This window comes from Bowmanella sp. JS7-9, assembly GCF_004329715.1.
Taxonomy (GTDB): Bacteria; Pseudomonadota; Gammaproteobacteria; order Enterobacterales; family Alteromonadaceae; genus Pseudobowmanella; species Pseudobowmanella zhangzhouensis.
This window is the reverse complement of record NZ_JXSY01000002.1, coordinates 297,206-319,672: the sequence shown is the minus strand read 5'-3', so window position 1 is coordinate 319,672 and position 22,467 is coordinate 297,206. Positions and strand designations below refer to the sequence as shown.

Annotated in this window: 24 protein-coding genes; 2 read left to right on the top strand and 22 right to left on the bottom strand. The window is 49.8% G+C overall.

The window, feature by feature from the left end:
* The 12 genes from holB to yceD form a co-directional block, all read right to left on the bottom strand.
* Positions 1 to 500: DNA polymerase III subunit delta' (holB, locus tag TK45_RS01890; RefSeq protein ID WP_131256925.1), on the bottom strand; the 500-nt coding region annotated here is incomplete at its 3' end.
* The gene (tmk, locus tag TK45_RS01885; protein WP_131256924.1) at positions 500 to 1,129 is read right to left on the bottom strand and encodes a dTMP kinase; all 630 of its coding nucleotides are present in this window, start codon (positions 1,127 to 1,129) and stop codon (positions 500 to 502) included. The genes tmk and holB, both read right to left, overlap by 1 nt.
* 1 nt (position 1,130) lies before the next feature.
* Positions 1,131 to 2,126: an endolytic transglycosylase MltG gene (gene mltG, locus TK45_RS01880; protein ID WP_131256923.1), complete on the bottom strand. Its 996-nt coding sequence runs from the start codon at positions 2,124 to 2,126 to the stop codon at positions 1,131 to 1,133.
* Positions 2,114 to 2,914, bottom strand: a complete 801-nt coding sequence (pabC, locus tag TK45_RS01875; RefSeq protein WP_254426512.1) for an aminodeoxychorismate lyase — start codon at positions 2,912 to 2,914, stop codon at positions 2,114 to 2,116. The genes mltG and pabC overlap by 13 nt, the downstream gene beginning before the upstream one ends.
* 42 nt (positions 2,915 to 2,956) lie before the next feature.
* Positions 2,957 to 4,195 (bottom strand): beta-ketoacyl-ACP synthase II, encoded by a 1,239-nt coding sequence (fabF, locus tag TK45_RS01870; protein ID WP_131256921.1) that lies wholly within the window; start codon positions 4,193 to 4,195, stop codon positions 2,957 to 2,959.
* A 78-nt stretch (positions 4,196 to 4,273) separates the two neighbouring features.
* On the bottom strand, positions 4,274 to 4,513 hold the full coding sequence (gene acpP, locus TK45_RS01865) for an acyl carrier protein (RefSeq protein ID WP_131256920.1): 240 nt from the start codon (positions 4,511 to 4,513) through the stop codon (positions 4,274 to 4,276).
* A gap of 235 nt (positions 4,514 to 4,748) precedes the next feature.
* A complete protein-coding gene (gene fabG / locus TK45_RS01860) occupies positions 4,749 to 5,486 on the bottom strand; it encodes a 3-oxoacyl-ACP reductase FabG (protein ID WP_131256919.1) in 738 nt (245 codons plus the stop codon).
* 2 nt (positions 5,487 to 5,488) lie between these two features.
* Positions 5,489 to 6,412, bottom strand: a complete 924-nt coding sequence (fabD, locus tag TK45_RS01855; protein ID WP_131256918.1) for an ACP S-malonyltransferase — start codon at positions 6,410 to 6,412, stop codon at positions 5,489 to 5,491.
* Between the two features lie 22 nt (positions 6,413 to 6,434).
* Complete coding sequence (locus TK45_RS01850; RefSeq protein WP_131256917.1) at positions 6,435 to 7,394, bottom strand: beta-ketoacyl-ACP synthase III; 960 nt, start codon at positions 7,392 to 7,394, stop codon at positions 6,435 to 6,437.
* Between the two features lie 49 nt (positions 7,395 to 7,443).
* Positions 7,444 to 8,460 (bottom strand): phosphate acyltransferase PlsX, encoded by a 1,017-nt coding sequence (gene plsX, locus TK45_RS01845; RefSeq protein ID WP_131256916.1) that lies wholly within the window; start codon positions 8,458 to 8,460, stop codon positions 7,444 to 7,446.
* A gap of 11 nt (positions 8,461 to 8,471) precedes the next feature.
* Positions 8,472 to 8,642, bottom strand: a complete 171-nt coding sequence (gene rpmF / locus TK45_RS01840) for a 50S ribosomal protein L32 (protein ID WP_131256915.1) — start codon at positions 8,640 to 8,642, stop codon at positions 8,472 to 8,474.
* Between the two features lie 5 nt (positions 8,643 to 8,647).
* The gene (gene yceD / locus TK45_RS01835) at positions 8,648 to 9,175 is read right to left on the bottom strand and encodes a 23S rRNA accumulation protein YceD (RefSeq protein WP_131256914.1); all 528 of its coding nucleotides are present in this window, start codon (positions 9,173 to 9,175) and stop codon (positions 8,648 to 8,650) included.
* Positions 9,176 to 9,304: 129 nt separating this feature from the next.
* Here yceD and TK45_RS01830 point away from each other — a divergent pair, with 129 nt between their 5' ends.
* Complete coding sequence (locus TK45_RS01830; RefSeq protein WP_131256913.1) at positions 9,305 to 9,901, top strand: nucleoside triphosphate pyrophosphatase; 597 nt, start codon at positions 9,305 to 9,307, stop codon at positions 9,899 to 9,901.
* 4 nt (positions 9,902 to 9,905) lie between these two features.
* Here TK45_RS01830 and TK45_RS01825 read toward each other — a convergent pair whose 3' ends face one another.
* Together TK45_RS01825 and rluC are read right to left on the bottom strand one after the other, a co-directional pair.
* A complete protein-coding gene (locus TK45_RS01825) occupies positions 9,906 to 10,547 on the bottom strand; it encodes an HAD family hydrolase (protein ID WP_131256912.1) in 642 nt (213 codons plus the stop codon).
* A 12-nt stretch (positions 10,548 to 10,559) separates the two neighbouring features.
* The gene (gene rluC, locus TK45_RS01820) at positions 10,560 to 11,513 is read right to left on the bottom strand and encodes a 23S rRNA pseudouridine(955/2504/2580) synthase RluC (protein WP_131256911.1); all 954 of its coding nucleotides are present in this window, start codon (positions 11,511 to 11,513) and stop codon (positions 10,560 to 10,562) included.
* 456 nt (positions 11,514 to 11,969) lie between these two features.
* Here rluC and rne point away from each other — a divergent pair, with 456 nt between their 5' ends.
* Positions 11,970 to 14,858, top strand: coding sequence for a ribonuclease E (gene rne, locus TK45_RS01815; protein WP_174719759.1), 2,889 nt, complete (start codon positions 11,970 to 11,972; stop codon positions 14,856 to 14,858).
* A 98-nt stretch (positions 14,859 to 14,956) separates the two neighbouring features.
* Here rne and pyrF read toward each other — a convergent pair whose 3' ends face one another.
* From pyrF to serC, 8 genes are all read right to left on the bottom strand, one after another.
* Positions 14,957 to 15,655 (bottom strand): orotidine-5'-phosphate decarboxylase, encoded by a 699-nt coding sequence (gene pyrF, locus TK45_RS01810; RefSeq protein WP_131256910.1) that lies wholly within the window; start codon positions 15,653 to 15,655, stop codon positions 14,957 to 14,959.
* 1 nt (position 15,656) lies between these two features.
* Positions 15,657 to 16,826 carry a lipopolysaccharide assembly protein LapB gene (gene lapB / locus TK45_RS01805; RefSeq protein WP_131256909.1) on the bottom strand — a complete coding sequence of 390 codons (1,170 nt, stop codon included), beginning with the start codon at positions 16,824 to 16,826 and terminating at the stop codon, positions 15,657 to 15,659.
* Between the two features lie 6 nt (positions 16,827 to 16,832).
* Positions 16,833 to 17,099, bottom strand: coding sequence for a LapA family protein (locus TK45_RS01800; RefSeq protein ID WP_131256908.1), 267 nt, complete (start codon positions 17,097 to 17,099; stop codon positions 16,833 to 16,835).
* A 92-nt stretch (positions 17,100 to 17,191) separates the two neighbouring features.
* Complete coding sequence (gene ihfB, locus TK45_RS01795) at positions 17,192 to 17,470, bottom strand: integration host factor subunit beta (protein WP_131256907.1); 279 nt, start codon at positions 17,468 to 17,470, stop codon at positions 17,192 to 17,194.
* A 71-nt stretch (positions 17,471 to 17,541) separates the two neighbouring features.
* Positions 17,542 to 19,215, bottom strand: a complete 1,674-nt coding sequence (gene rpsA, locus TK45_RS01790) for a 30S ribosomal protein S1 (protein ID WP_131256906.1) — start codon at positions 19,213 to 19,215, stop codon at positions 17,542 to 17,544.
* Positions 19,216 to 19,311: 96 nt separating this feature from the next.
* Positions 19,312 to 19,986: a (d)CMP kinase gene (cmk, locus tag TK45_RS01785; protein ID WP_131256905.1), complete on the bottom strand. Its 675-nt coding sequence runs from the start codon at positions 19,984 to 19,986 to the stop codon at positions 19,312 to 19,314.
* Between the two features lie 103 nt (positions 19,987 to 20,089).
* Positions 20,090 to 21,376: a 3-phosphoshikimate 1-carboxyvinyltransferase gene (gene aroA / locus TK45_RS01780; RefSeq protein WP_131256904.1), complete on the bottom strand. Its 1,287-nt coding sequence runs from the start codon at positions 21,374 to 21,376 to the stop codon at positions 20,090 to 20,092.
* Positions 21,376 to 22,458, bottom strand: a complete 1,083-nt coding sequence (gene serC, locus TK45_RS01775) for a 3-phosphoserine/phosphohydroxythreonine transaminase (RefSeq protein WP_131256903.1) — start codon at positions 22,456 to 22,458, stop codon at positions 21,376 to 21,378. The genes aroA and serC overlap by 1 nt, the downstream gene beginning before the upstream one ends.
* Between the last annotated feature and the right edge of the window lie 9 nt (positions 22,459 to 22,467).

The window sequence follows — 22,467 nt, the reverse complement described above, 5'->3', positions numbered from 1 at the left end:
TCCGCCAGTGGCGGCGGAGTCACCGGTTGTTTTTCGCATCGACTCAGTATCGTAGGCAACAATCGATTGGCCGCGTGGGTAATCAACAGGATATAGGTTCCGCGAGTCGGTTCTTCCAGTGTCTTTAGCAACGCATTGGCACTGGCCTGATTGAAACATTCGGCCTCATGAATAATCAGTACTTTATTACCCGATAACTGAGCTGTTTTACTTAGCTTTTGAATACCATCGCGAATCTGATCCACACTGATTTGGGTTTTCTCCCGGCGGATCTGATGCCAGTCCGGGTGGTTACCCGCGACCCGCAACAGACAAGCCTGACAAGCACCACACGGCTCAGTTGCTGCAGGGCGTTGACACAACAGCAAGGCAGCAAGCTTTTCGGCCAATTCGGTTTTACCCAGTCCCTGCGGACCATGCAACAAAATACCATGGTGTAAACGGCCGGCAATGGCGCGCTGCGCAAGCCCCTGGTAGGTATTTTGCAGCCACGGATACATTATTGCTGCCCCATAAAGCGGGCGAATGCGCTGACGATATCCTGCTGAACCTTATCCATATCCTGCATGGCATTGATCACCACCGCATTGCTATCGTCGGCACACAAGCGCAGGTACTTTTCGCGGGTGCGATGGAAAAATGAAATATCAGCCTGCTCGATGCGATCCAATTCACCACGCCCACGAGCACGCGCCAGCCCTACCTCAGGCTCCACATCCAGATACAAGGTCAGATCAGGATGAAAGCCATGCAGGGTAATTTCACGTAACGGTTCGATCATGCTATCTGGCACTTGTCTGCCACCGCCCTGATAGGCCCGGGAGGACATGTCATGACGGTCAGCCAGTACCCAGCAACCACTGTTCAGCGCGGGCTTTATGACATTAGCCACTAATTGGGCACGCGCGGCATACATCAGCAGCAATTCTGCTTCGGTAGTGACCTGCTCGTCCTGCCAGTCTTTTTTCACGCATTCACGAATTGCCTCAGCCATCGGCGTGCCCCCCGGCTCACGGGTTGATACAACCTGATGTCCAGCGTGCTCAATGGCGGATTTGATCAGTGCAATGGCACTACTTTTACCTGCGCCCTCGAGACCCTCGATGACGATAAACTTTCCTTTCGGCATGTTATTCCTGTTTTAACTGGTATTTGCGCACTGCGGCCTGATGCTCGCTTAACGTGACGGAAAACTGGTGGGTTCCATCGCCACGTGCCACAAAATAAACGGCCTCAGTGTCAGCCGGATGCAGTGCCGCATTAATCGCCTCTGCGGAAGGCATGGCGATAGGCGTTGGCGGTAAGCCTTTAATCATGTAGGTATTGTACGGGGTCAGCGTGCGTAAGTCAGCCCTGCGGATATTGCCATCAAACGCATCCCCCATACCGTAAATCACGGTTGGATCTGTTTGTAACCGCATTCCGCTGCGCAGGCGGTTAACAAATACACCGGCGATTTCAGGGCGTTCAGCGGCAACCGCGGTCTCCTTTTCAATAATGGAAGCCAGAATCAGCGCCTCATAGGGCGTTGCCAGCGGTAAATTGGCATCTCGTTGTGCCCAGGCGTGTTCGAGGTATGTGGTCATCGCTTTGAGTGCCTGTTCGACCAGTGCCTTGGCCGACGTATGCATTGGCACATGGTAGGTATCTGGTAACAACCAACCTTCCAGCGAATCACCAGCTAATTGATTGGCCTCAATGACCGCCGTTTCGTCAAAATCGCGCCAGCTAAGCAGCGGATTCTGTTGAATCTGCGTACGCCAGTCCTGCCAGCGCAGTCCTTCTACCAGTGTGATACTGAAAAGTTTTTCCTGTCCGGCACTAAGGTGCTGCATGGCCTGTGTTACCGTCATACCTGACTGCAGTTCATAGGTGCCTGCTCGAAGATGAGATAGTTCAGGATGTAAGCGGGTAAACAAACGAATATACAGGTAGGTTTCGCTCTGCTGGTCGAGCAGCTGACGCAATATATCCCTCGCGGTCTGGCCTTTAACGATAGTAACTAACCGATCATCCGGCAAATTTACCTCTCGCCCGACAAATTGCTGATATCGCATAGCCACAATACCGGCAGCCACGACCAGCAACATTAACAGCGCCGAAACTAACCGAATTAACCGGCGCATAGGGCCTCCTGCAGAGCTAATACCGGAGTGATGTCATAGCTCACGCCATCAATTTCGCGTACTGGTACCAGTTCCATCAGGCTGTTACACACAAACACAGCCTCAGCGTCATGCAATATGTCAGGGCGAGCACGAACCTGTGTAACTTTCTGATTAATATCATAAAAATAACTTAATACACGGTTACGCATAACCCCTTCGATACCGCAAAAGGCTAAATCGGGTGTATACCACTGCCCGTCCCGACACCAAAACAAGTTCGCGGCACTACTCTCCACCAGCATACCGTCAACATCACAGACCAGCACATCATCCCATGGCATGGCCATGGCCTGTTGTTTAATCAATACCTGCTCAAGACGATTAAGAGATTTTAGTCCGGCCAATAACGGCTGATGACCAAGAGATAATGTTGACACACCCATTGTGATGCCCGTTTGCTGCCACTGTGGATAGTGGCCGGGAAAGTCATGAACACTGATGATCCAGGTGGGATTAGCATCACTACCCGGTGCATAACCGCGTCCACCCATACCGCGCGTGATAATCACTTTAAGCACGGCCAGAGAATGCAGGCTGGCTTGCTGACTGACCTGCTGAGTTAACGCAGCCCAGTCTAATGGATTGATAAATAACCGCTGATTGGCGGCTTGCAGACGCATCAGGTGATAATCCCACAACCGAGGCTGACCATTTTTGACTAACAAAGTTGTGAAATGCCCGTCACCATAATGAATGGCTCGGTCGTTTGCATCCAGCGTGCTGGTTTGAATTCCGTTAATGATCATCACACATATAAAAAAGGCCTGCTTAGCAGGCCTGATTGTGACTTACATCGTCTTAAATAACAACGAACCGTTGGTCCCGCCGAAACCAAACGAGTTGCATAAGGCATATTGCATCACCACATCCCGGGTAGCTCCAGGCACGTAGTCCAGATCACAACCTTCACCAGGATTTTCCAGATTGATGGTCGGGGGTGCAACCTGATCGCGTAGGGCCAAAATAGTGAAAATGGCCTCTACCGAACCCGCTGCGCCTAACAGGTGGCCAGTCATGGACTTGGTTGAACTGACCATCACCTTGCTCGCCGCACTGCCAAACACACTGTGCACCGCGCGCGTTTCGGCAACATCACCAGCCGGTGTCGAGGTACCGTGAGCGTTAATATACTTAATCGCATCCACAGCAATACCTGCATCATTGATAGCGTTGGCCATGGCTGCAGCGGCACCTGCACCGTCTTCCGGTGGAGACGTCATATGGTAAGCGTCGCCACTCATTCCAAAGCCAACCAATTCAGCATAGATGTGCGCGCCGCGTGCTTTGGCATGCTCGTATTCTTCAAGCATAACCACACCCGCGCCCTCACCCATTACAAAGCCATCACGGTCTTTGTCCCAGGGACGCGATGCCCCGGTTGGGTCGTCATTTCGGGTTGATAAGGCTCGAGCCGCGTTAAAGCCACCAATACCTAATGGGGTAATAGTTGACTCCGCGCCGCCTGCCAGCATCATATCCGCATCACCGTACGCGATGGTACGCGCTGCAACACCAATATTGTGTACACCCGTGGTACAGGCCGTCACGATATTCAGGTTGGGGCCTTTTAAGCCTTCCATAATCGACAGAAAGCCGGAAATCATATTGGTAATGGTCGATGGTACAAAGAACGGCGAAATCTTGCGAGGTCCGCCCTGCAGCATCTTATTGTGGTTTTCTTCGATTAAACCCAATCCACCAATACCTGAGCCAATCGCCACACCGATGCGACCAGCATTATTCTCAGTGACTTCAATACCACTATCCTGCAAGGCTTGTTTCGCCGCGGCGATGCCATACTGGATAAACAGATCCATCTTCTTACTTTCTTTTTTCGGAATATAGGCTTCGCTGTCGAATCCTTTCAGATGACCGGCAAATTTGGTGGCAAAGTCAGTTACATCGAATCTGTCTGTCAGTTCGATGCCGCTTTTCCCATTAAGTACGCCCTGCCAGCTGCTGCTAACGTCGTTACCGAGTGGGGAAAGCATGCCAAGACCGGTCACTACAATACGTCGTTTAGACACATTGGCCTCCGCTATGCTGAATATGAATGGGGGTAAGATCAAAAAACGGCTCGAAAATGAGCCGTTTCGGGAATTTAATTAAGCGTCTTTGTGCGCTTTGATGTAGTCGATAGCAGACTGAACAGTGGTGATTTTCTCAGCTTCTTCGTCTGGGATTTCAGTGTCGAATTCCTCTTCCAAAGCCATAACCAGTTCCACAGTATCCAGAGAATCTGCACCTAAATCATCGACGAATGACGCTTCTGATTTTACTTCTTCTTCTTTCACGCCCAACTGTTCAACGATGATTTTAATTACGCGTTCTTCGATGTTACTCATGGTTTTAGTTCTTCCTTCAAAAAATAACGCTAATGCGAAGTTGCGGTAGTGTATTCAGCAATATCCCGCGTGGCAAGTCAACGGCCGCGCTTTTTTTTGCTGGTCAAACCACAACTTAGCACAGTTTTTAAACTAAATGCACACCGATATTGGGATGCATCGTTAAATTAAAAAGCCTTAAAAATGTTTATATTTCTAAGGTAATTCAAACAGATTTCAAAAATATGAAATCTGTTTACGCCATATGCATCCCGCCATTTACATGCAGGGTTTCACCGGTAATATACGCGGAGGCATCTGACGCTAAAAATGCCACAGCGGCGGCAATTTCTTTTGGCTGGCCTAAACGACCGGCCGGAATATCTTTAAAAATCGCTTCTTTTTGCTCTTCGGTGAGTGACTGGGTCATATCCGTATCGATAAAACCCGGTGCAACCACATTCACGGTAATACCACGTGAGGCAACTTCACGAGCCAGCGATTTGGAGAAACCAATCACTCCGGCTTTAGCAGCGGCATAATTGGCTTGTCCCGGATTACCGGTTGAACCAACGACGGAACCGATACTGATAATACGGCCAAAACGCTTTTTCATCATGCCACGCATGACAGCCTTACTGAGCTGAAATATTGGCGTCAGGTTGGTGGCGATAATATCGTCCCACTCCGAATCCTTCATACGCATCATCAGGTTGTCGCGGGTGATCCCAGCGTTATTGACCAGAATATCGATGTCTCCAAAACGTTCTTTGATATCGGTCAAAGCCTGATTAAGGCTCTCTGCATCGGTAACATTCAGTACCATGCCGGCACCGTTGTCGCCCAGATAAGCAGAAATGTTATCTGCGCCATGCTGCGATGTCGCCGTGCCGATTACCGTGACGCCCTGTGCAACCAGTGCTTCTGCCACCGCTTTACCAATTCCGCGACTGGCGCCGGTTACCAGCGCCACTTTTGTTGTTAACTCTGACATGTTTATTCCTGTGTCATGCTCTGTAATGCGTCAACAGTATTAAGCGCATCACAATTTACGGACTTATCGATTCGTTTTGCCAGCCCGCTAAGAACTTTACCCGGGCCAACTTCAAAATGCGCCAGCGCACCTTTTGCCGCCAAGGCTTCTACGGTTTCGGTCCAGCGTACCGGACTGTATAACTGGCGTACCAGGGCATCTTTAATCGCCCCAGTATCGTCGGCTGCCATCACATCCACATTATTAATAACCGGGATGCGTGGTGCATTGAGGCTTAACCCATCGAGCGCCACTTTTAATACGTCCGCCGCAGGCTTCATCAGTGCGCAGTGAGACGGCACGCTAACTGGCAATGGCAGCGCACGTTTGGCACCCGCCTCCTTACACAGTACGCCTGCCCGCTCAACCGCAGCCGCATTACCGGCAATGACTACCTGACCCGGTGAATTAAAGTTAACCGGTGCGACGACCTCGCCCTGTGCTGCCTGTTCACAGGCGGCCTGAATTTTGTCGTCCTCAAGACCAATAATCGCATACATGGCACCCGTTCCGGCTGGAACCGCTTCCTGCATGGCTTTGCCGCGCAATTCCACTAACTTAACCGCATCGGCAAAGTCTAAAACCCCAGCACACACCAACGCAGAGTACTCACCCAGGCTGTGGCCGGCCATAAACGCTGGTTCAGCGCCGCCCAACTCTTTATATAAGCGATAAAGCGCTACGCTGGCTGTCAAAATGGCAGGTTGCGTAATGTGAGTTTGATTCAGTTCTTCGGCAGGACCTTGTTGAACCAACTGCCATAAATCATAACCCAAGGCTGCAGAGGCTTCGGCAAACGTGGCCTGGATCTGCGGGTATTCTGCTGCAACGTCGGCTAGCATGCCAACGGCTTGTGAGCCCTGACCGGGAAACACAAATGCGCGCATAGATTCTCCTGAAATTTACTAATTAATATCTGACTAATGCGGATGCCCAGGCGAAACCGCCACCAAAAGCTTCCAGCAATAAATTGTGGCCACGTTGGATGCGTCCATCACGAATGGCGGTATCCAGCGCAGTAGGAACGGTCGCGGCTGAGGTATTGCCGAACTGCTCAAGGGTCAGCACGACTCTGTCCATTGGCATTTCGAGTTTCTTCGCAGTGGCTTTAATAATGCGGAAGTTCGCCTGGTGTGGCACCAGCCAGTCCAGTTGTGACTTATCCATATTATTTGCGGCAAGCGTCTGCTCAACTACTTCGGATAATTTGGTAACCGCTACTTTGAATACTTCATTGCCTTTCATGACGCCCCAGTTTTCATGCACTGAGGCCTCATTGCCGCGTTCAGGATTACCGATATAGAGTAGATCACCGTAACTGCCGGCGGCATGAATATGGGTAGATAAAATGCCCGGCTCTTCACTGGCTTCAATAATCACCGCACCGGCGGCGTCACCAAATAAAATCACCATGGTTCGGTCGTATGGGTCGATCATCCTTGTTAACGCATCACTGCCGACAATCAGGATCCGCTTACACATACCGGTTTTTATGTATTGGTCGGCGACGCTCAGGGCATAACAGAAACCTGCACAGGCAGCGGCAATATCAAAGGCCGGAATACCGTCCAGTTGCAGTTCCTTTTGGATATCGCATGCAGCGCTTGGCAATGCTTTGGCGTGACTGGTGGTGGCACATAAAATCATATCGATGGAGTTCGGATCGATATCAGCCATTTCGAAGGCTTTCCTCGCCGCCTCTGCGCCCATGGTGGCGACATTTTCATGCTCGGCGATAATACGACGTTCTTTTATACCTGTGCGATCGGTGATCCACTGATCGGAAGTATCAACCATTTTTTCCAGATCCAGATTCGAGCGAATCTGACTGGGGTAATAACTTCCGGTACCAATAATGCGTGAATACATGAATAAAGGCCTTCCTGTCACCTCGGTTAAGCGACACAGACCTGTGGGCTTAACTCAGTACAATTTCTAATTTATGTTTTATTTTATTTGGCACTTGTTGGTCAACTTCGCGCATCGCGACGCGAATTGCGTACAAAAATGCATCAACTTGCGCGTTTCCGTGACTTTTAACCACAATGCCGCGCAATCCTAACAGACTCGCACCGTTGTACTGGTCGGGGTTCACCCTCGAATAAATTCTTTTTAACAGAGGCAATGCCATTTTAGCCATCAAACGCGTGAAAAAACTCTCCGCGGAGGCTGATTTCACTTCATTCAGTACTAAAGTCGCGAAGCCTTCGCAGGCTTTGAGTGCAATGTTACCGGTAAAACCGTCGGCCACCACAACATCTGCTTTATCGGAAAAAATATCATTGCCTTCAACATAACCAATGAAATTGATCCCCGGTGCTTCCGACAGCAATTGTGCGGCATTTTTAACCGTGTCATTACCTTTGATTTGCTCTTCACCCACGTTTAACAGCGCCACCCGTGGATTGACCATGCCTTCTACCTGCTCTGCCAATACCGAGCCCATCACTGCGTACTGGAATAATATTTCCGAGTCACAGTTCACGTTGGCACCCAAATCCAGCAGAAATACTTTTCGGTCGCTGAAGGTTGGCAAGGCTGACACCAGCGCCGGTCGGTTGATCCCCGCCAGGGTTTTCAGCACATAATAAGCGTTAGTCAACAGTGCACCGGTATTACCCGCACTGACACAGGCGTCTGCTTCACCGGTTTCTACCAGTTCCAGGGCACGGCGCATGGATGAGTCAGGTTTTTTGCGTAGGGTTGAGGCTGGTTTTTCATCCATGGTGACGACCTGACTGCAATGGATAATTTCCAGCTGGTCGGTTTGGGTGAATTTAGCTTTACGCAGTTGCGCATCGATCTGGGTTTGATCGCCGCACAGAATTAAATGTAAGTTGGGGCATTGCTGCACAGCCAGAACGGCTGCGGGAATAGTAACTGGGGGGCCATAATCGCCCCCCATTACGTCTAATGCAATTGTTAGCTTAGACAATCGACTACCGCTTAGTCAGCGATAACCTTTTTACCGCGATAGAAACCATCTGCAGTCACATGGTGACGACGATGCGTTTCACCAGAGGTTGCGTCTACAGACAAAGTTGGACCAGTTAAGGCATCATGCGAACGACGCATGCCACGCTTAGAACGGGTTTTACGATTCTGTTGTACCGCCATTTCAATTACTCCTCGTCTCGCTTAAGTTCTTTTAACACCGCAAAGGGGTTTGGACGCTCTGCTGCCGGTTCGATCTTGCCAAATACCATATCGGCTGCCTTACGCTTACAGTCACGCTCATCATGCATGGCTACCAGCGGCAACGCGACAATGATCTCGTCTTCAATAATTTGAAGCAGATCGATTTCTCCGTGGTCATTGACCTCTACCGGTTCGTAGATATCCGGAATTTCTTCGATATCCTGTCCTGCTTTCACAGGGGTGTAGCTGAATGAAACAGCTACTGGCATTGCAAATGGTTCATCACACCGCTGGCATTGCATTTGTACAGATATCGTGATTTCACCCTCAAAGTAATGAAGACCCTGCGCATCAGTGTCAAACTTCACTTCAATGCTGGCGAAATCGTCCATAGCATAGACTGTTTCGGCCAAACGCATCATGTCTTTTGCAGCCACGACCCCCTGATAATCAGAGCGTTGTGTGGCGGCTTTGACCGGATCGATGAATTTAGGCAGTTTCAGCTTTTGCATAGGGCGCGCATAATATAGTGAGACGCGGCATGAGTCAAAACAAAAATCCTTACCACTACAGGTGTTACGGCGTTTTTTAATTCCGGCACTTCAGGGTAAACTTAGCGCCTTTACATTCTGGGAGCCATTATGCAACTTACCCTCGCCTCAACATCTGTTTATCGCAAAGAAATTCTGAGTAAATTGCATATTCCCTTTGCTACCGTCAAACCGGACGTAGATGAAACCCCGTTACCGGATGAAGGCGCAGCTGATTTAGTCGAAAGGCTGGCAATAGCCAAAGCCCGTGCGGTGGCTGAACAGGTTAAACAAGGTTGGGTGATTGGTTCTGATCAGGTTGCCACGTTTGATGGACATATATTAGGTAAGCCTCACAGCGAAGAAAACGCGGTCAAACAACTTACGGCATGCAGTGGCAAAACCGTCACCTTCTTAACCGGCTTGTGCCTGTATAACGCGGATACCCATCATTATATGTCGCTGGTTGAACCGTTTCAGGTCAATTTCCGGGCGTTGACGCCGAGCCAAATTCGCCGTTACGTGCAAATCGAACAACCATTGAATTGTGCCGGCAGCTTTAAATCCGAAGGTTTGGGAATTGCGTTATTCCGTTCGCTAAACGGCCGTGATCCTAATAGCCTGATAGGTTTGCCAACCATCGCCTTGATTGAATTATTTACCCAGGCTGGTATTGATGTGTTTGATTATATGCAGGTCAATAGTTGATGGCCTAAAGCACGGCCATCAAATCCTGTAGATCATCGATAATAGCCAATGGCTTATGCGGCTCTAACTTATGCGCTGGTTGAGCCCCATAGGTTACCCCTATACGTGGCATGCCTATGGCAGCGGCCATTCCCATATCATGTTCGGTGTCCCCAATCATTACCGCTTCATCCACACGAATTTGTAAATGCTCAATGATCTGCTCAAGCATCTGAGGATGTGGCTTTGACCGGGCTTCATCGGCGCAACGGGTAATATGGAAATAATGCCCGGTTTGGGTTTCCTGCATAACCCTATCCAGCCCCGGTCTGGCTTTACCTGTGGCAACCGCCAGCAATCGTCCCTGCTTTTTTAACGCTGTTAACAAAGGCAAGGCGGCCGAAAACAATGGCGAAGGCGTCGGATTTCGGTACAGATACTCATCCCGATATAAATCAACTAACTGTTCTACCCGCGCCGGGTCATCGCTTTGAAATAAACGTCCGAGCGCCGGGCGTAAGCTCAAGCCAATGATGTTATTCACCGCTTCATCTTGTGGAACCGGCAACCCTGCACGCCGCGCAGCATTTTGCACGCAGGACACAATGCGTGGCGTCGAGTCCATTAAAGTGCCATCCCAGTCAAATATTACTGCTTTGAACTTCATACACTACTTAACTCAGGCTTTATCAAGACGCTTCAATACGCCCTGCAGGTAGTCATCCAGTGGCGCCTCGAAGCTGACCGTGGTTTCTGACTGTGGGTGAATAAACCGAATCTGCCAGGCATGCAGAAATAAACGATTCAGGCCGCTGCTTTGCATAAGGCGATCGAATTCCCCGTCACCGTATTTATCATCGCAGGCAATGGGATGACCGGCATGTTGACAATGCACCCGGATTTGATGGGTTCTGCCAGTGATTGGCGACGCTTTGACTAACGTCGCATTGGCAAAGGTGTCCATTACCTCAAAATGCGTTTCTGATGGTTTACCGGCATCATTAACAAACACCATACGCTCACCTGATTGCAGGATGTTCTTTTGCAACGGCGCTTTCACTTTATGGCGATTGCGCGGCCACTGCCCCTTGACCAGCGCCAGATAGTGCTTATCGGCGGTTTTACTGCGCAGTTGTTCATGCAAGTGCGTCAATGCCGAGCGCTTTTTGGCGACCAGAATGACGCCGCTGGTATCACGATCTAACCGGTGCACCAGTTCAAGGAACTTCGCATCAGGGCGCAGCGCACGCAGCGACTCAATTAAACCAAAACTAATACCACTGCCACCGTGTACCGCCATACCCGATGGCTTGTTAACCACCATCAGGGCTTTGTCTTCATAAATAATCTGCTGCTCAATATTTTTTACGCTATCGAGACGAACACTGGGTAATGGCTTTTCCTCTGCCACCCGCAATGGCGGAACCCTGACCAAATCACCGCTTTGTAATTTGTATTCTGGTTTCACGCGTTTTTTATTCACGCGCACCTCGCCCTTGCGCAACACCCGGTATATCAGGCTTTTCGGCACACCTTTGAGCTGGGTTTTTAAAAAGTTATCGATACGCTGACCGTCCTGCTCTGCGTCAATTTCGATAAACAATACTTGTGGGGTAGATTCTTGTGCTTTCATGGGGCGCGATTTTACCTGTAATCACGCGGGTTTTCGCGCTTTTTATTTGCTTGCTTAAGTACGTGAATTAATGAGATAATTTCGCCGCTTGTAAGCCAACAACAGCTACAGGCGATGTGATGATGGAACACTTGTTGGTGTTACCCCCGAACGAATCCTTGCGGTAGAACGATGCAAACGCATGATACCGTGAGTTGAAAAGCGAATTATCGGTAACAGACCACACATCATCCGGCAAAAAAAATTTTACGCGAAGATCGCTTAAACCGCATTTCCGCTGACCAGTTTGGCGTTACCGGGTAACTTAAAAGAAGAACCGGGTAACGATTAACGCGACAGACAGACATAACAACGTATAACGAACCCTTAAGTCGGGAGACTTCCTTTCAGGTTCTGACCAGGTTGGCCATGCGTGGCAGTTTAAGTGATCGATAAACTTAATTATCGAGTCACAATATGAAAAGAATGCTTATCAACGCGACCCAGCACGAAGAGCTGCGAGTTGCACTGGTAGATGGGCAAAAGCTGTATGATCTGGACATCGAAAGTCCAGGACATGAACAGAAAAAAGCCAACATCTATAAGGGTAAAATTACCCGCGTCGAACCTAGCCTTGAAGCTGCTTTTGTCGACTACGGCGCTGAACGCCACGGTTTCCTGCCCCTCAAAGAAATTGCCCGTAACTACTTCCCTTCCGATTACAACTTTAATGGCCGTCCAAATATCAAAGATGTGATCCGTGAAGGTCAGGAAGTCATCGTACAAATCGATAAAGAAGAGCGTGGCCAAAAAGGTGCGGCGTTAACTACTTTTATCAGTCTGGCTGGTAGCTACCTGGTATTGATGCCAAATAACCCGCGTGCCGGTGGTATCTCTCGCCGTATCGAAGGTGATGAGCGTTCAGATCTCAAAGAAGCACTGGACGACCTGGATGTACCAGATGGCATGGGTCTGATTGTACGAACGGCTGGTGTAGGTAAATCCGCTGAAGAATTGGCATGGGATTTAACTGTACTCAAGTCTCACTGGGCAGCAATCGAAGAAGTGTCTTCTGCCCGCCCTGCACCATTTTTGATTCATCAGGAAAGTAACGTCATTGTGCGTGCTATCCGTGATTATCTGCGCCGTGATATCGGTGAAATTCTTATCGATGATGCGCAAATATTTGAACAAGCTAAAAAACATATCGAATTAGTCCGCCCGGATTTTGCTAACCGGGTGAAACAATATCAGGGTGATGTGCCACTATTCAGCCATTACCAGATTGAAAGCCAAATTGAATCGGCTTTCCAGCGTGAAGTACGCTTACCTTCTGGTGGTTCGATTGTTATCGACCCAACTGAAGCCCTGACCTCTATCGATATCAACTCTTCCCGCGCAACCAAAGGCGGTGATATTGAAGAGACTGCACTGAATACCAACCTGGAAGCGGCCGACGAAATTGCCCGTCAGTTACGTCTGCGCGATTTAGGTGGTCTGGTGGTGATCGACTTTATCGATATGACACCGGTACGCCATCAGCGTGAAGTAGAAAATCGTCTGAAGGAAGCCACTCGCCACGACCGTGCGCGCATCCAGATTGGCCGTATTTCTCGTTTTGGCCTGATGGAAATGTCACGCCAGCGTCTGCGTCCTTCCCTGGGTGAGTCGGCCCACCATGTTTGCCCACGCTGTGAAGGTCACGGCACCATTCGTGGTACTGAGTCACTGGCCCTGTCTATCTTGCGTCTGTTAGAAGAAGAAGCACTGAAAGATAATACGGGTCAGATCGAAGCGCAGTTACCGGTAGAGGTTGCAACGTATCTATTGAACGAAAAACGCAGCGTCATTCAAAGCATTGAAAAACGCCAGAAGCTGCAAATTATCGTGATCCCTAATCCAAACATGGATACGCCACATTATCAGGTTACCCGCGTACGCCGTGACATGGTGAGCAACGAAATCAGCTATCAACGCACCCTGGTTGAAAAAGAACAGGTTGACGTAGTGTCATTTGCCCATGCCGAGCCGGTTAAACGTGAACAGCCTGCCCTGCAGGGTCTGACTGCACCGACTGCGCCTGCGCCAACCCCAGCACCACAGGCCAAAGCGGTTGAGAAGCCATCGCTGTTTAGCCGTATCGTTGCTGCGATTACTGGTTTGTTCAGCAGCGACGAGAAAAAGACTGACAAGAACAAGAAGTCAGCTAACGGTCGCAACCAACAGCGTAATAAACGTAATCGTAAACGTCCTGACAGAGATCGTAATGGCAAAGGCCGTAACCGTCAGACTGAGGTGAAAGCGGAAGAAAAACAAGACGCCGCTAAAGACGACAACAAAGGTCGTAATAATCGCCGTAATGATCGTAACAACCGCCGTGACCGCAATGAGCGTAAAGACGTTAAAGCGGATAATCAGAAAGTGGCTGATGCAGCTGTGTCAGACTCGAGCAAAGACGAGACGCCTGTTGAGAAGAAAGTGGCGCAACGTCGTAAACGCCGCGATCAGCGTCGTAGCGTTCGTGTTAACCAGGCTCCCACTGAGCAACTTGCCGCTGAAGTGCCAAATACAGACACTGAAACACTGTCAAATGTGAGCGCTGATGAAGCGAATGTAACCGCCGAAGCACATGCACCTGTTGTAGAAAGTGCAGCAGTCGCGTCACCCGTTACCTCAGAAGAAACTCAGACTGTAGATTCTGCTGAGCAAGTGGAGTCTGCAGAGCACACTGATGATACCGATGAGAAAAAAGCGGGCCGTACCCGTTCACGCCGTTCACCTCGTCATATGCGTGCCGCGGGTCAGCGTCGCAAGCGGAGCCAGCAGGATGAAGACGCAGTGGAAAGTCGCTATCCAGCTGAGCAAAGTGAAATGCAATATGACTTGCTGAGCCCGGTTGAAGAGACAGCGGCAGAGCAACCAATGCAGGTTGAAATTCAGTTAGATGATAATCAGCCAGAGGTTGTGATCAGCGAACCTGCCACAGTAGCAGAAACTGCCGAAGTGGAAGAAGTAGTCAATTCTGCACAAAGTACTGAAGAAACTGCTGAGGTAGAAATCAGCGAGTCCGACGCACCTGTGGTTGCTGCAGCCGACGTTGAGGTTGAAAAGCCAGTTGCGAAAAAAGCCGCTGCTAAGCCTAAACGTGCAAAAGCTGCCAGCAAAAAAGAGGCCGCAAAACCCATTACGGTCACGCATCCGATGGCAACACCTGCCAAGGTTGAGATGGCAATTGGTGAGCTTACCATCATTGCCCGTGCCGATGATGCGCGCCCTGCTCTGGCATTCAGCGGTCGCGCTGCCGGTAGTGCTCATGTGACGGCCAACGCTGTCGCACCAATGACTAAACCAGCTGCGGTAGAATAACCGCAGCACCAATAAAAAAGGCTGCCATTGGCAGCCTTTTTTATTGGTCTCACTTACACCAGCCTGCGCCAGTTAAGACGTTGCCAGGGTCAAATCCGCTAGCTTGAAATACTACGGTTAATCTCGTTCAACACCGCGACAGGATCTGATGCCTTAGTAATCGGCCGTCCAATGACCATGTAATCTACGCCTGCCAGCATCGCTTGCTCTGGCGTCATTACCCTCATCTGATCACCCAGCTCTGCGCCTACTGGACGTATCCCCGGCGTGACCAACTGAAATGCATGGCCCAGCGTTTGTTTTAACATCGCCGCTTCCTGTGCCGAGCACACGACACCATCCATCCCGCTTTGTTGAGCAAGCGTGGCCAGATGAAGCACCTGTTGCTCAGGTGAACGGGGTACACCGGTTTCGCGTAATTCTGTTTCACTCATACTGGTCAACACGGTAACGGCAATTAGCTTAGGTGCATTGGCTCCAAATGACGCTAATTCAGTACGGGTAGTTTCCATCATCTTTCGCCCGCCACTGGCGTGCACATTGACCATCCACACCCCCATATCGGCGGCAGCCACGCAGGCTTTGGCGACGGTATTAGGAATATCGTGAAATTTTAGGTCGAGAAAAACGTCGAAACCCTTGTTAATCAAAGACTTAACAAACTGCGGGCCTAAGTAGGTAAACATTTCTTTGCCTACTTTAAGGCGGCAATCAGATGGACTGACCCGCTCAACAAATTGCAGGGCGTCGTGCTCTTTATCAAAGTCCAGCGCCACAATAACTTTTGGGTCTTGCATACTACTCTCCATCCAACCCTTTTATTGGTTTAACTGTGCCCCACTTTTTACAGGATGGGCACAACCAATGAATACTTTGACCAGAAAAGCCGCAACTGCCGCATCGGTACTTAGGTCGACGCTGGATCTGTTCGTCGACCAGTTCCTGCAACATTCTCAGGCTGTTACCGGAATCATTTGCAGCATCCTGCTTAAGATACAAATCCATTAATTGCCGAAATCCTTTCATTGTAGGAGAACGGCGTAATTGCTGTAACAGGAAGCTACTGGCTTCGCCCTCACCGACCTGACGCGCCACCAACCGGGTTTTCGCCAAATAGGCAGAGGCACATTTCTGCCAGTGCTGTTCGAGGAATTCTTCAAATTCCGCCAGGCGTTTGCTCTCCTGAGCGGCCGTTTCTATCAGTGGCATGGCTTCACTTAACCAGTTTATATCCCGTTCCGGCACCTGGCTCAGGTAATCATAGGCATCGGCGGCCTGGGCATGATTCAGGGCCAATTTACCCAGCATCAGAAACGGTCGCACCGCATGTTCGTCGGAGCGCACAGCCTTTTGTAATAACGCGTGTGCCTGTTTTAAGTTGTCCTGCTGGATTTCGATGGCAGCCTGTTCGCAGTAAAAATGTGCAACACGCTGACATAACTCATCATTGTCGCCATGGCACGCCACCATACGCTCGGCCAGTTCGATGGCACGATCCCACTCTTTAGTGGTTTGATAGATATTAAATAACTGTTGCTGGGCTTCCAGATAGTGCTTATCGCTCTCCAGCAATTGCAAATAGGCGGCTTCGGCGCGCTCTAAAAATCCAGCTAACAGATAATCGCGACCCAGTTCCTTCAGCGCCAGAGCCTTTTGTTCAGCACTGAGATTGTCCTTTCCTACTAACGTTTGGTGAATACGAATAGCACGGTCCAGCTCTCCGCGATGGCGAAAAAAATTCCCCATTGCAATATGGGTTTCCAGCGTATCGCTATCCACGCTGATCATCTTAATTAACGTGTCGACGGCTTTATCCGGCTGATCGGATAACAGGAAATTTAAGCCACGATAATAATGGCGGGAGAGTATTTTAGATTGTTTCTGTTGGGCGTGGCGCAGACTATTGCGGCCCATTACCCATCCATAACCGGCAGCAACTGGAAGTAGTAAGAATAATAACTCCAGCATACCCGGTTACTTTTGCTCGTTGGCGTGGCTGAGTCGTTTCAGGCGACGTTGCAGATGTTTGTTGTGCCAACTGAGCCTGAGCATCACGAGCCCGCTCAGAGACAGCGCCAGGATAAAACCCAGCCCGATAGACAGGGCCATCAGCGTGGCCACATGCATCTGGCTGGAGGCGATAATGTAATTAACCTGGATCCACTGATCATTTTGTGCCCCAACTGCTACTGCAACCAGCATCACAAACAGAAATATCAGAAAAATCAGCAGTTTCTTCACTCAATCAGTTCCTTTTACTCAGATACAAAAACGGCACTCCATTGGAATGCCGCTAGCATATCGCATTTCAGGCGTTTTTTTTAGAGGATCAATCAGTCATTTACGCGTTCGCGTAACTCTTTACCAGGCTTGAAGTGCGGCACATATTTTCCCTCTAACTCGACGGTATCGCCGGTTTTAGGGTTACGGCCAACTCTCGGGGCGCGGTAATGCAAAGAGAAACTACCAAAGCCGCGGATCTCAATGCGATCTCCACGTTGCAGGGTCTGCGCCATTTGCTCAAGTATTTCCTTGATTGCGCTTTCCACATCCTTGGCGGGTAATTGACGATATTGATCAGCTAACCGTTCAATCAACTCTGACTTGGTCATATTGGCAACACTCCAGAAAGTTAAATTAATCGGTTACCACAAAAAAGGGAGCGTTAAGCTCCCTTTGTTGATTACTCTTCGCCTTTAGCGGCTTTGAAGGCTTCTGCCATCGCGTTAGAGAAAGTCACTTCTTCTTGCTGATTGACTTTATCGATCGCTTCTTTTTCTTCCGCTTCGTCTTTTGCCTTCACAGACAGGTTAACGATACGGTTTTTACGATCTACACCAACGTACTTGGCTTCCAGCTCTTCGCCAACTTTAACGACTTCAGACGCGTCTTCGATACGGTCACGAGACAGGTCTGCTGCGCGGACATAACCTTCAACTTCTTCTGCCAGTTGAACAGTTACACCTTTGGCATCAACAGCGGTAACTTTACCGATAACGATAGCACCTTTCTTGTTATCTGTCAGATACTTATTGAAAGGATCTTCTTCGATTTGCTTAACGCCAAGAGAGATACGCTCACGCTCTGGATCGACTTGCAGAACCACAGCAGTGATTTCGTCGCCTTTCTTGAATTCACGTACTGCTTCTTCACCAGCTTTGTTCCAGCTGATGTCAGACAGGTGAACCAGACCATCGATGCCGCCGTCCAGACCGATGAAGATACCGAAGTCAGTGATTGACTTGATCTTACCAGTCACTTTGTCGCCTTTGTTGTAAGACTTAGCGAACTCTTCCCATGGGTTTGCTTTACACTGTTTCAGACCCAGAGAGATACGGCGACGGTCTTCGTCGATTTCCAGTACCATTACTTCTACTGTGTCGCCCAGGTTAACAACCTTAGATGGGTGGATGTTCTTGTTAGTCCAATCCATTTCAGAAACGTGAACCAGACCTTCAACGCCGTCTTCGATTTCTACGAAGCAGCCGTAGTCAGTCAGGTTAGTTACCTGACCAGAGATGCGAGCACCTTCTGGGTAACGGGTAGAAATTTCTTGCCATGGGTCGTTGCCCATTTGCTTCATACCCAGAGATACGCGTGACTTCTCTTTGTCGAACTTCAGAACCTTAACGTTGATCTCGTCGCCTACGCTTACGATCTCAGCTGGGTTCTTAACGCGTTTCCAAGCCATATCAGTGATGTGCAGCAGGCCGTCAACACCGCCCAGATCTACGAATGCACCGTAGTCTGTCAGGTTCTTAACGATACCTTTCACTTCCATACCTTCTTCCAGGTTGGACAGCAGTTCTGCACGCTCTGCACTGCTTTCAGCTTCAATAACAGCGCGGCGAGATACTACAACGTTGTTACGCTTAGCATCCAGCTTGATAACTTTGAATTCCAGCTCTTTGCCTTCCAGGTGAGTAGTGTTCGTTACTGGACGAACGTCTACCAGTGAACCTGGTAAGAAGGCACGTACTGCATTGATTTCAACAGTGAAACCACCTTTAACTTTACCGTTGATAACACCGATAATAGTGGCTTTCTCTTCGTATGCTTTTTCCAGCTCAACCCATGCTTCGTGACGCTTAGCTTTTTCACGAGACAGGATAGTTTCACCGAAGCCGTCTTCAACAGCGTCCAGTGCAACATCAACTGTATCGCCAACGGCGATTTCCAGGTTACCTTCAGCGTTTTTGAACTGTTCTGCAGGGATAGCACTTTCAGATTTGAGACCCGCATCAACCAGAACGATGTCTTTGTCGATTGCAACAACAGTACCTTTAACGATGGCACCTGGGCGAGTTTCAAGTTGTTTTAAACTCTCTTCAAAGAGTTGAGCAAAATTTTCAGTCATGAGATTCTTCAATCAAAATCCGCGTAACAATCCTGTTTACGTGGGGTTATTTAAAATAGTCCTGCTCGTCCTGAGCCAGACCCCTTAATGCCAGCGTTACTGCTTTTCCGCGTGGAATGTAACGATGGCCTCAAGTACTTGTTCAATGCTTAATTCAGTAGAATCAAGCACTAAAGCATCATCTGCCGGTTTAAGTGGCGCAACCGCACGATTGCTGTCACGCTCATCTCTTGCACGAATATCGGCTAAAAGACGGTCAATAGTAACATCGTGGCCAGCGGCTTTCAATTGCTCAAAGCGACGTCTGGCGCGCTCTTCAGCGCTGGCCGTCAAAAATACTTTGGTAATCGCATTCGGAAATACCACCGTGCCCATGTCACGACCATCGGCAATTAAGCCAGGCGCATCGCGAAATGCACGTTGGCGGCGCAATAACGCCTCACGAACGCGTGGTAAGGCAGCCACTTTAGATGCCACCGCGCCGACCTCTTCGGTGCGAATCACATCAGTGACATCTTCGCCTTCCAATACCACTTTACAGTGGCCTTCACTGGACTCGAACACCACATCCAGATTCGACGCCAATGGCACCAAACCATATTCATCATCGGCGTCAATTTGGTGATGCATTGCGGCAACCGCCATCACCCGATAAATGGCACCACTATCTAAAAAGTGCCATCCCAGTTTACGAGCCAACAATGTACTGACGGTTCCTTTACCTGCACCGCTTGGTCCATCGATCGTAATTACTGGTGCATTCTCTGCCATTTTGACTCCATAAGGTTTGAAAATCGCGCGGTATTATACGGAATTAGCCGGAATTGGCAATGAAAGGCCAAAGAAATGGCCCCAAATGGGGCCGTTTCAATTGTTAATTTGTGTGACTGACAGACGCCAGACGCATAAAGTAATCAGGGAAAGTTTTGGCGGTACAGCCAGGATCATTAATGGTAACCGGGGTATCCCCCAACGCCACCAGAGAAAAGCACATGGCCATACGGTGGTCATTATAGGTATCAATCTCAGCATGCTGTAACTGCGCAGGAGGAATGATCTGAATGTAATCTTCGCCCTCTTCCACGTTCGCCCCAACTTTTGTCAGTTCCGTGGCCATTGCGGCTATGCGATCAGTTTCTTTTAAGCGCCAGGTGTAAATGTTCCGCAGACGGGTTGGCCCCTTTGCAAACAGTGCTGTGGTGGCAATTGTCATGGCGGCATCAGGAATGTGGTTCATATCCATATCGATACCATGCAGGCCCTGACCGATCACTTCAATATAATCATCACCCCACACCACTTTGGCCCCCATCGCTTCCAGCGCATCAGCAAAATGAATATCACCCTGAATCGATTGCTTACCGATCCCGGTGACTTTAACTGGCCCACCTTTAATGGCCGCTGCGGCTAAAAAATAGGAGGCGGATGACGCATCACCTTCTACCAGGAAATCACCCGGTGAACGGTAGGTTTGTCCGCCTTTGATGTCAAAGCGCTGGTAGTCATGATTGTCTACCCCGACACCAAATTTGGCCATGGTGTCCAGAGTAATATCGATATAGGGCTTAGATACCAGTTCACCACGGATCACCAGCGTAACGTCACCGGAAAATAACGGCGCAGCCATTAACAGTGCGGTCAGAAACTGGCTGGACAAGCTGCCGTCCACTTCAATTTCTCCGCCCTGTAAGCGCTGTCCTTTAATTGTCAACGGAACGAAACCCGCGGCTTTGTGACACTCAATCGACGCACCTGCTTGGCGCAGCGCCTCGATTAGCGGTGCCAATGGGCGCTCTTCCATGCGCGGTTCACCGGTCAGGGTGAAGGCACCTTGAGATGCCGCCAGCGCTGCACATAATGGACGCACTGCGGTGCCGGCATTTCCCAAAAACAGCGTTTTCGTTTGGGCGACGTTAAACGCGCCGGCATTGCCTTGTACCCAGCATTCCGTTTTATCTCCGGATAATCGATAGGCCACGCCTAATTCGGACAGGGCATTGAGCATGTGGCGAATATCATCACTATCGAGCAGGTTGGTCAGATGGGTCTCACCCTCGGCCAGCGCCGCCAACAGTAATGCGCGGTTAGACAGACTTTTAGAGCCGGGTAGATTAATGGTGCCACGCACTGCATCAATGGGTGTTAGGGTTAATTGTTCCATCAGCCCATGCTCCGTTCGAATTCACGCATAAACTCAGTCAGTGCCTGCACGCCCGCAAGCGGCATCGCGTTATAAATACTGGCGCGCATGCCACCCACTGAGCGGTGTCCCTGTAATGAGGTCAGCCCCTGCTGCTCGGCTTGCTTTAAAAACTGCGCATCTAAACTGGGGTTGGCTAACTGAAACGGCACATTCATGCGCGAGCGATAAGGCTTGGCAACCTGATTGCGATAGAAATCTGAATCGTCGATGCACTGATACAAAAGCTCAGCCTTGGCACGATTATGTGCTTCCATCGCGTTGACACCACCTTGCTTCTTAAGCCACTGGAACACCAGCCCGGCCAGATACCAGGCGTAGGTTGGCGGTGTGTTGTACATCGAGCCTTCTTTGCCTTGTAGCGCGTAGTCAAAAATTGCAGGCGTGCTAGCCTGCGGACCTTTAAGTAGATCCTTTTTGACAATCACAACCGACAAGCCTGATGGTCCGATATTTTTCTGCGCACCGGCATAAATCAATCCATAGCGTGAAACATCGATGGGTTTGGACAAAATACACGATGACATATCGGCCACGATCGGAGCAGATACGTCTGGCAAGTCCGGCAGTTCAATACCGTCGACGGTTTCATTCGGGCAGTAGTGAAAATACGCAGCATTGTTATTTACCTGCCAGGCGGATTGCTCGGGCACTGCCCACAGACCATCAATCTGCCGGGCTTTAGCCACTTCATTCGCCACCACATATTTATTGGCTTCGGTCAGCGCGGCCGACGACCAGCTACCTGTTGTCAGATAGTCCGCAGCCTGGCCCTGCGTTGCCAGATTTAGCGGTACCGCAGCAAATTGACCACGCCCACCACCATGCATAAATAACACATGGTAATCATCAGGGATGGCGAGTAAATCGCGTAAATCCTGCTCTGCCTGCTCGGCAAGTTGTACAAAGGGTTTGCTGCGGTGACTGATTTCCATCACTGAGCTACCACAACCCTGCCAGTTTAAAAATTCCTGCTGTGCCTGTTTCATTACCTCAACAGGAAGCATGGCAGGCCCGGCACAAAAATTATAAACGTTGGTCATAAGATCTAC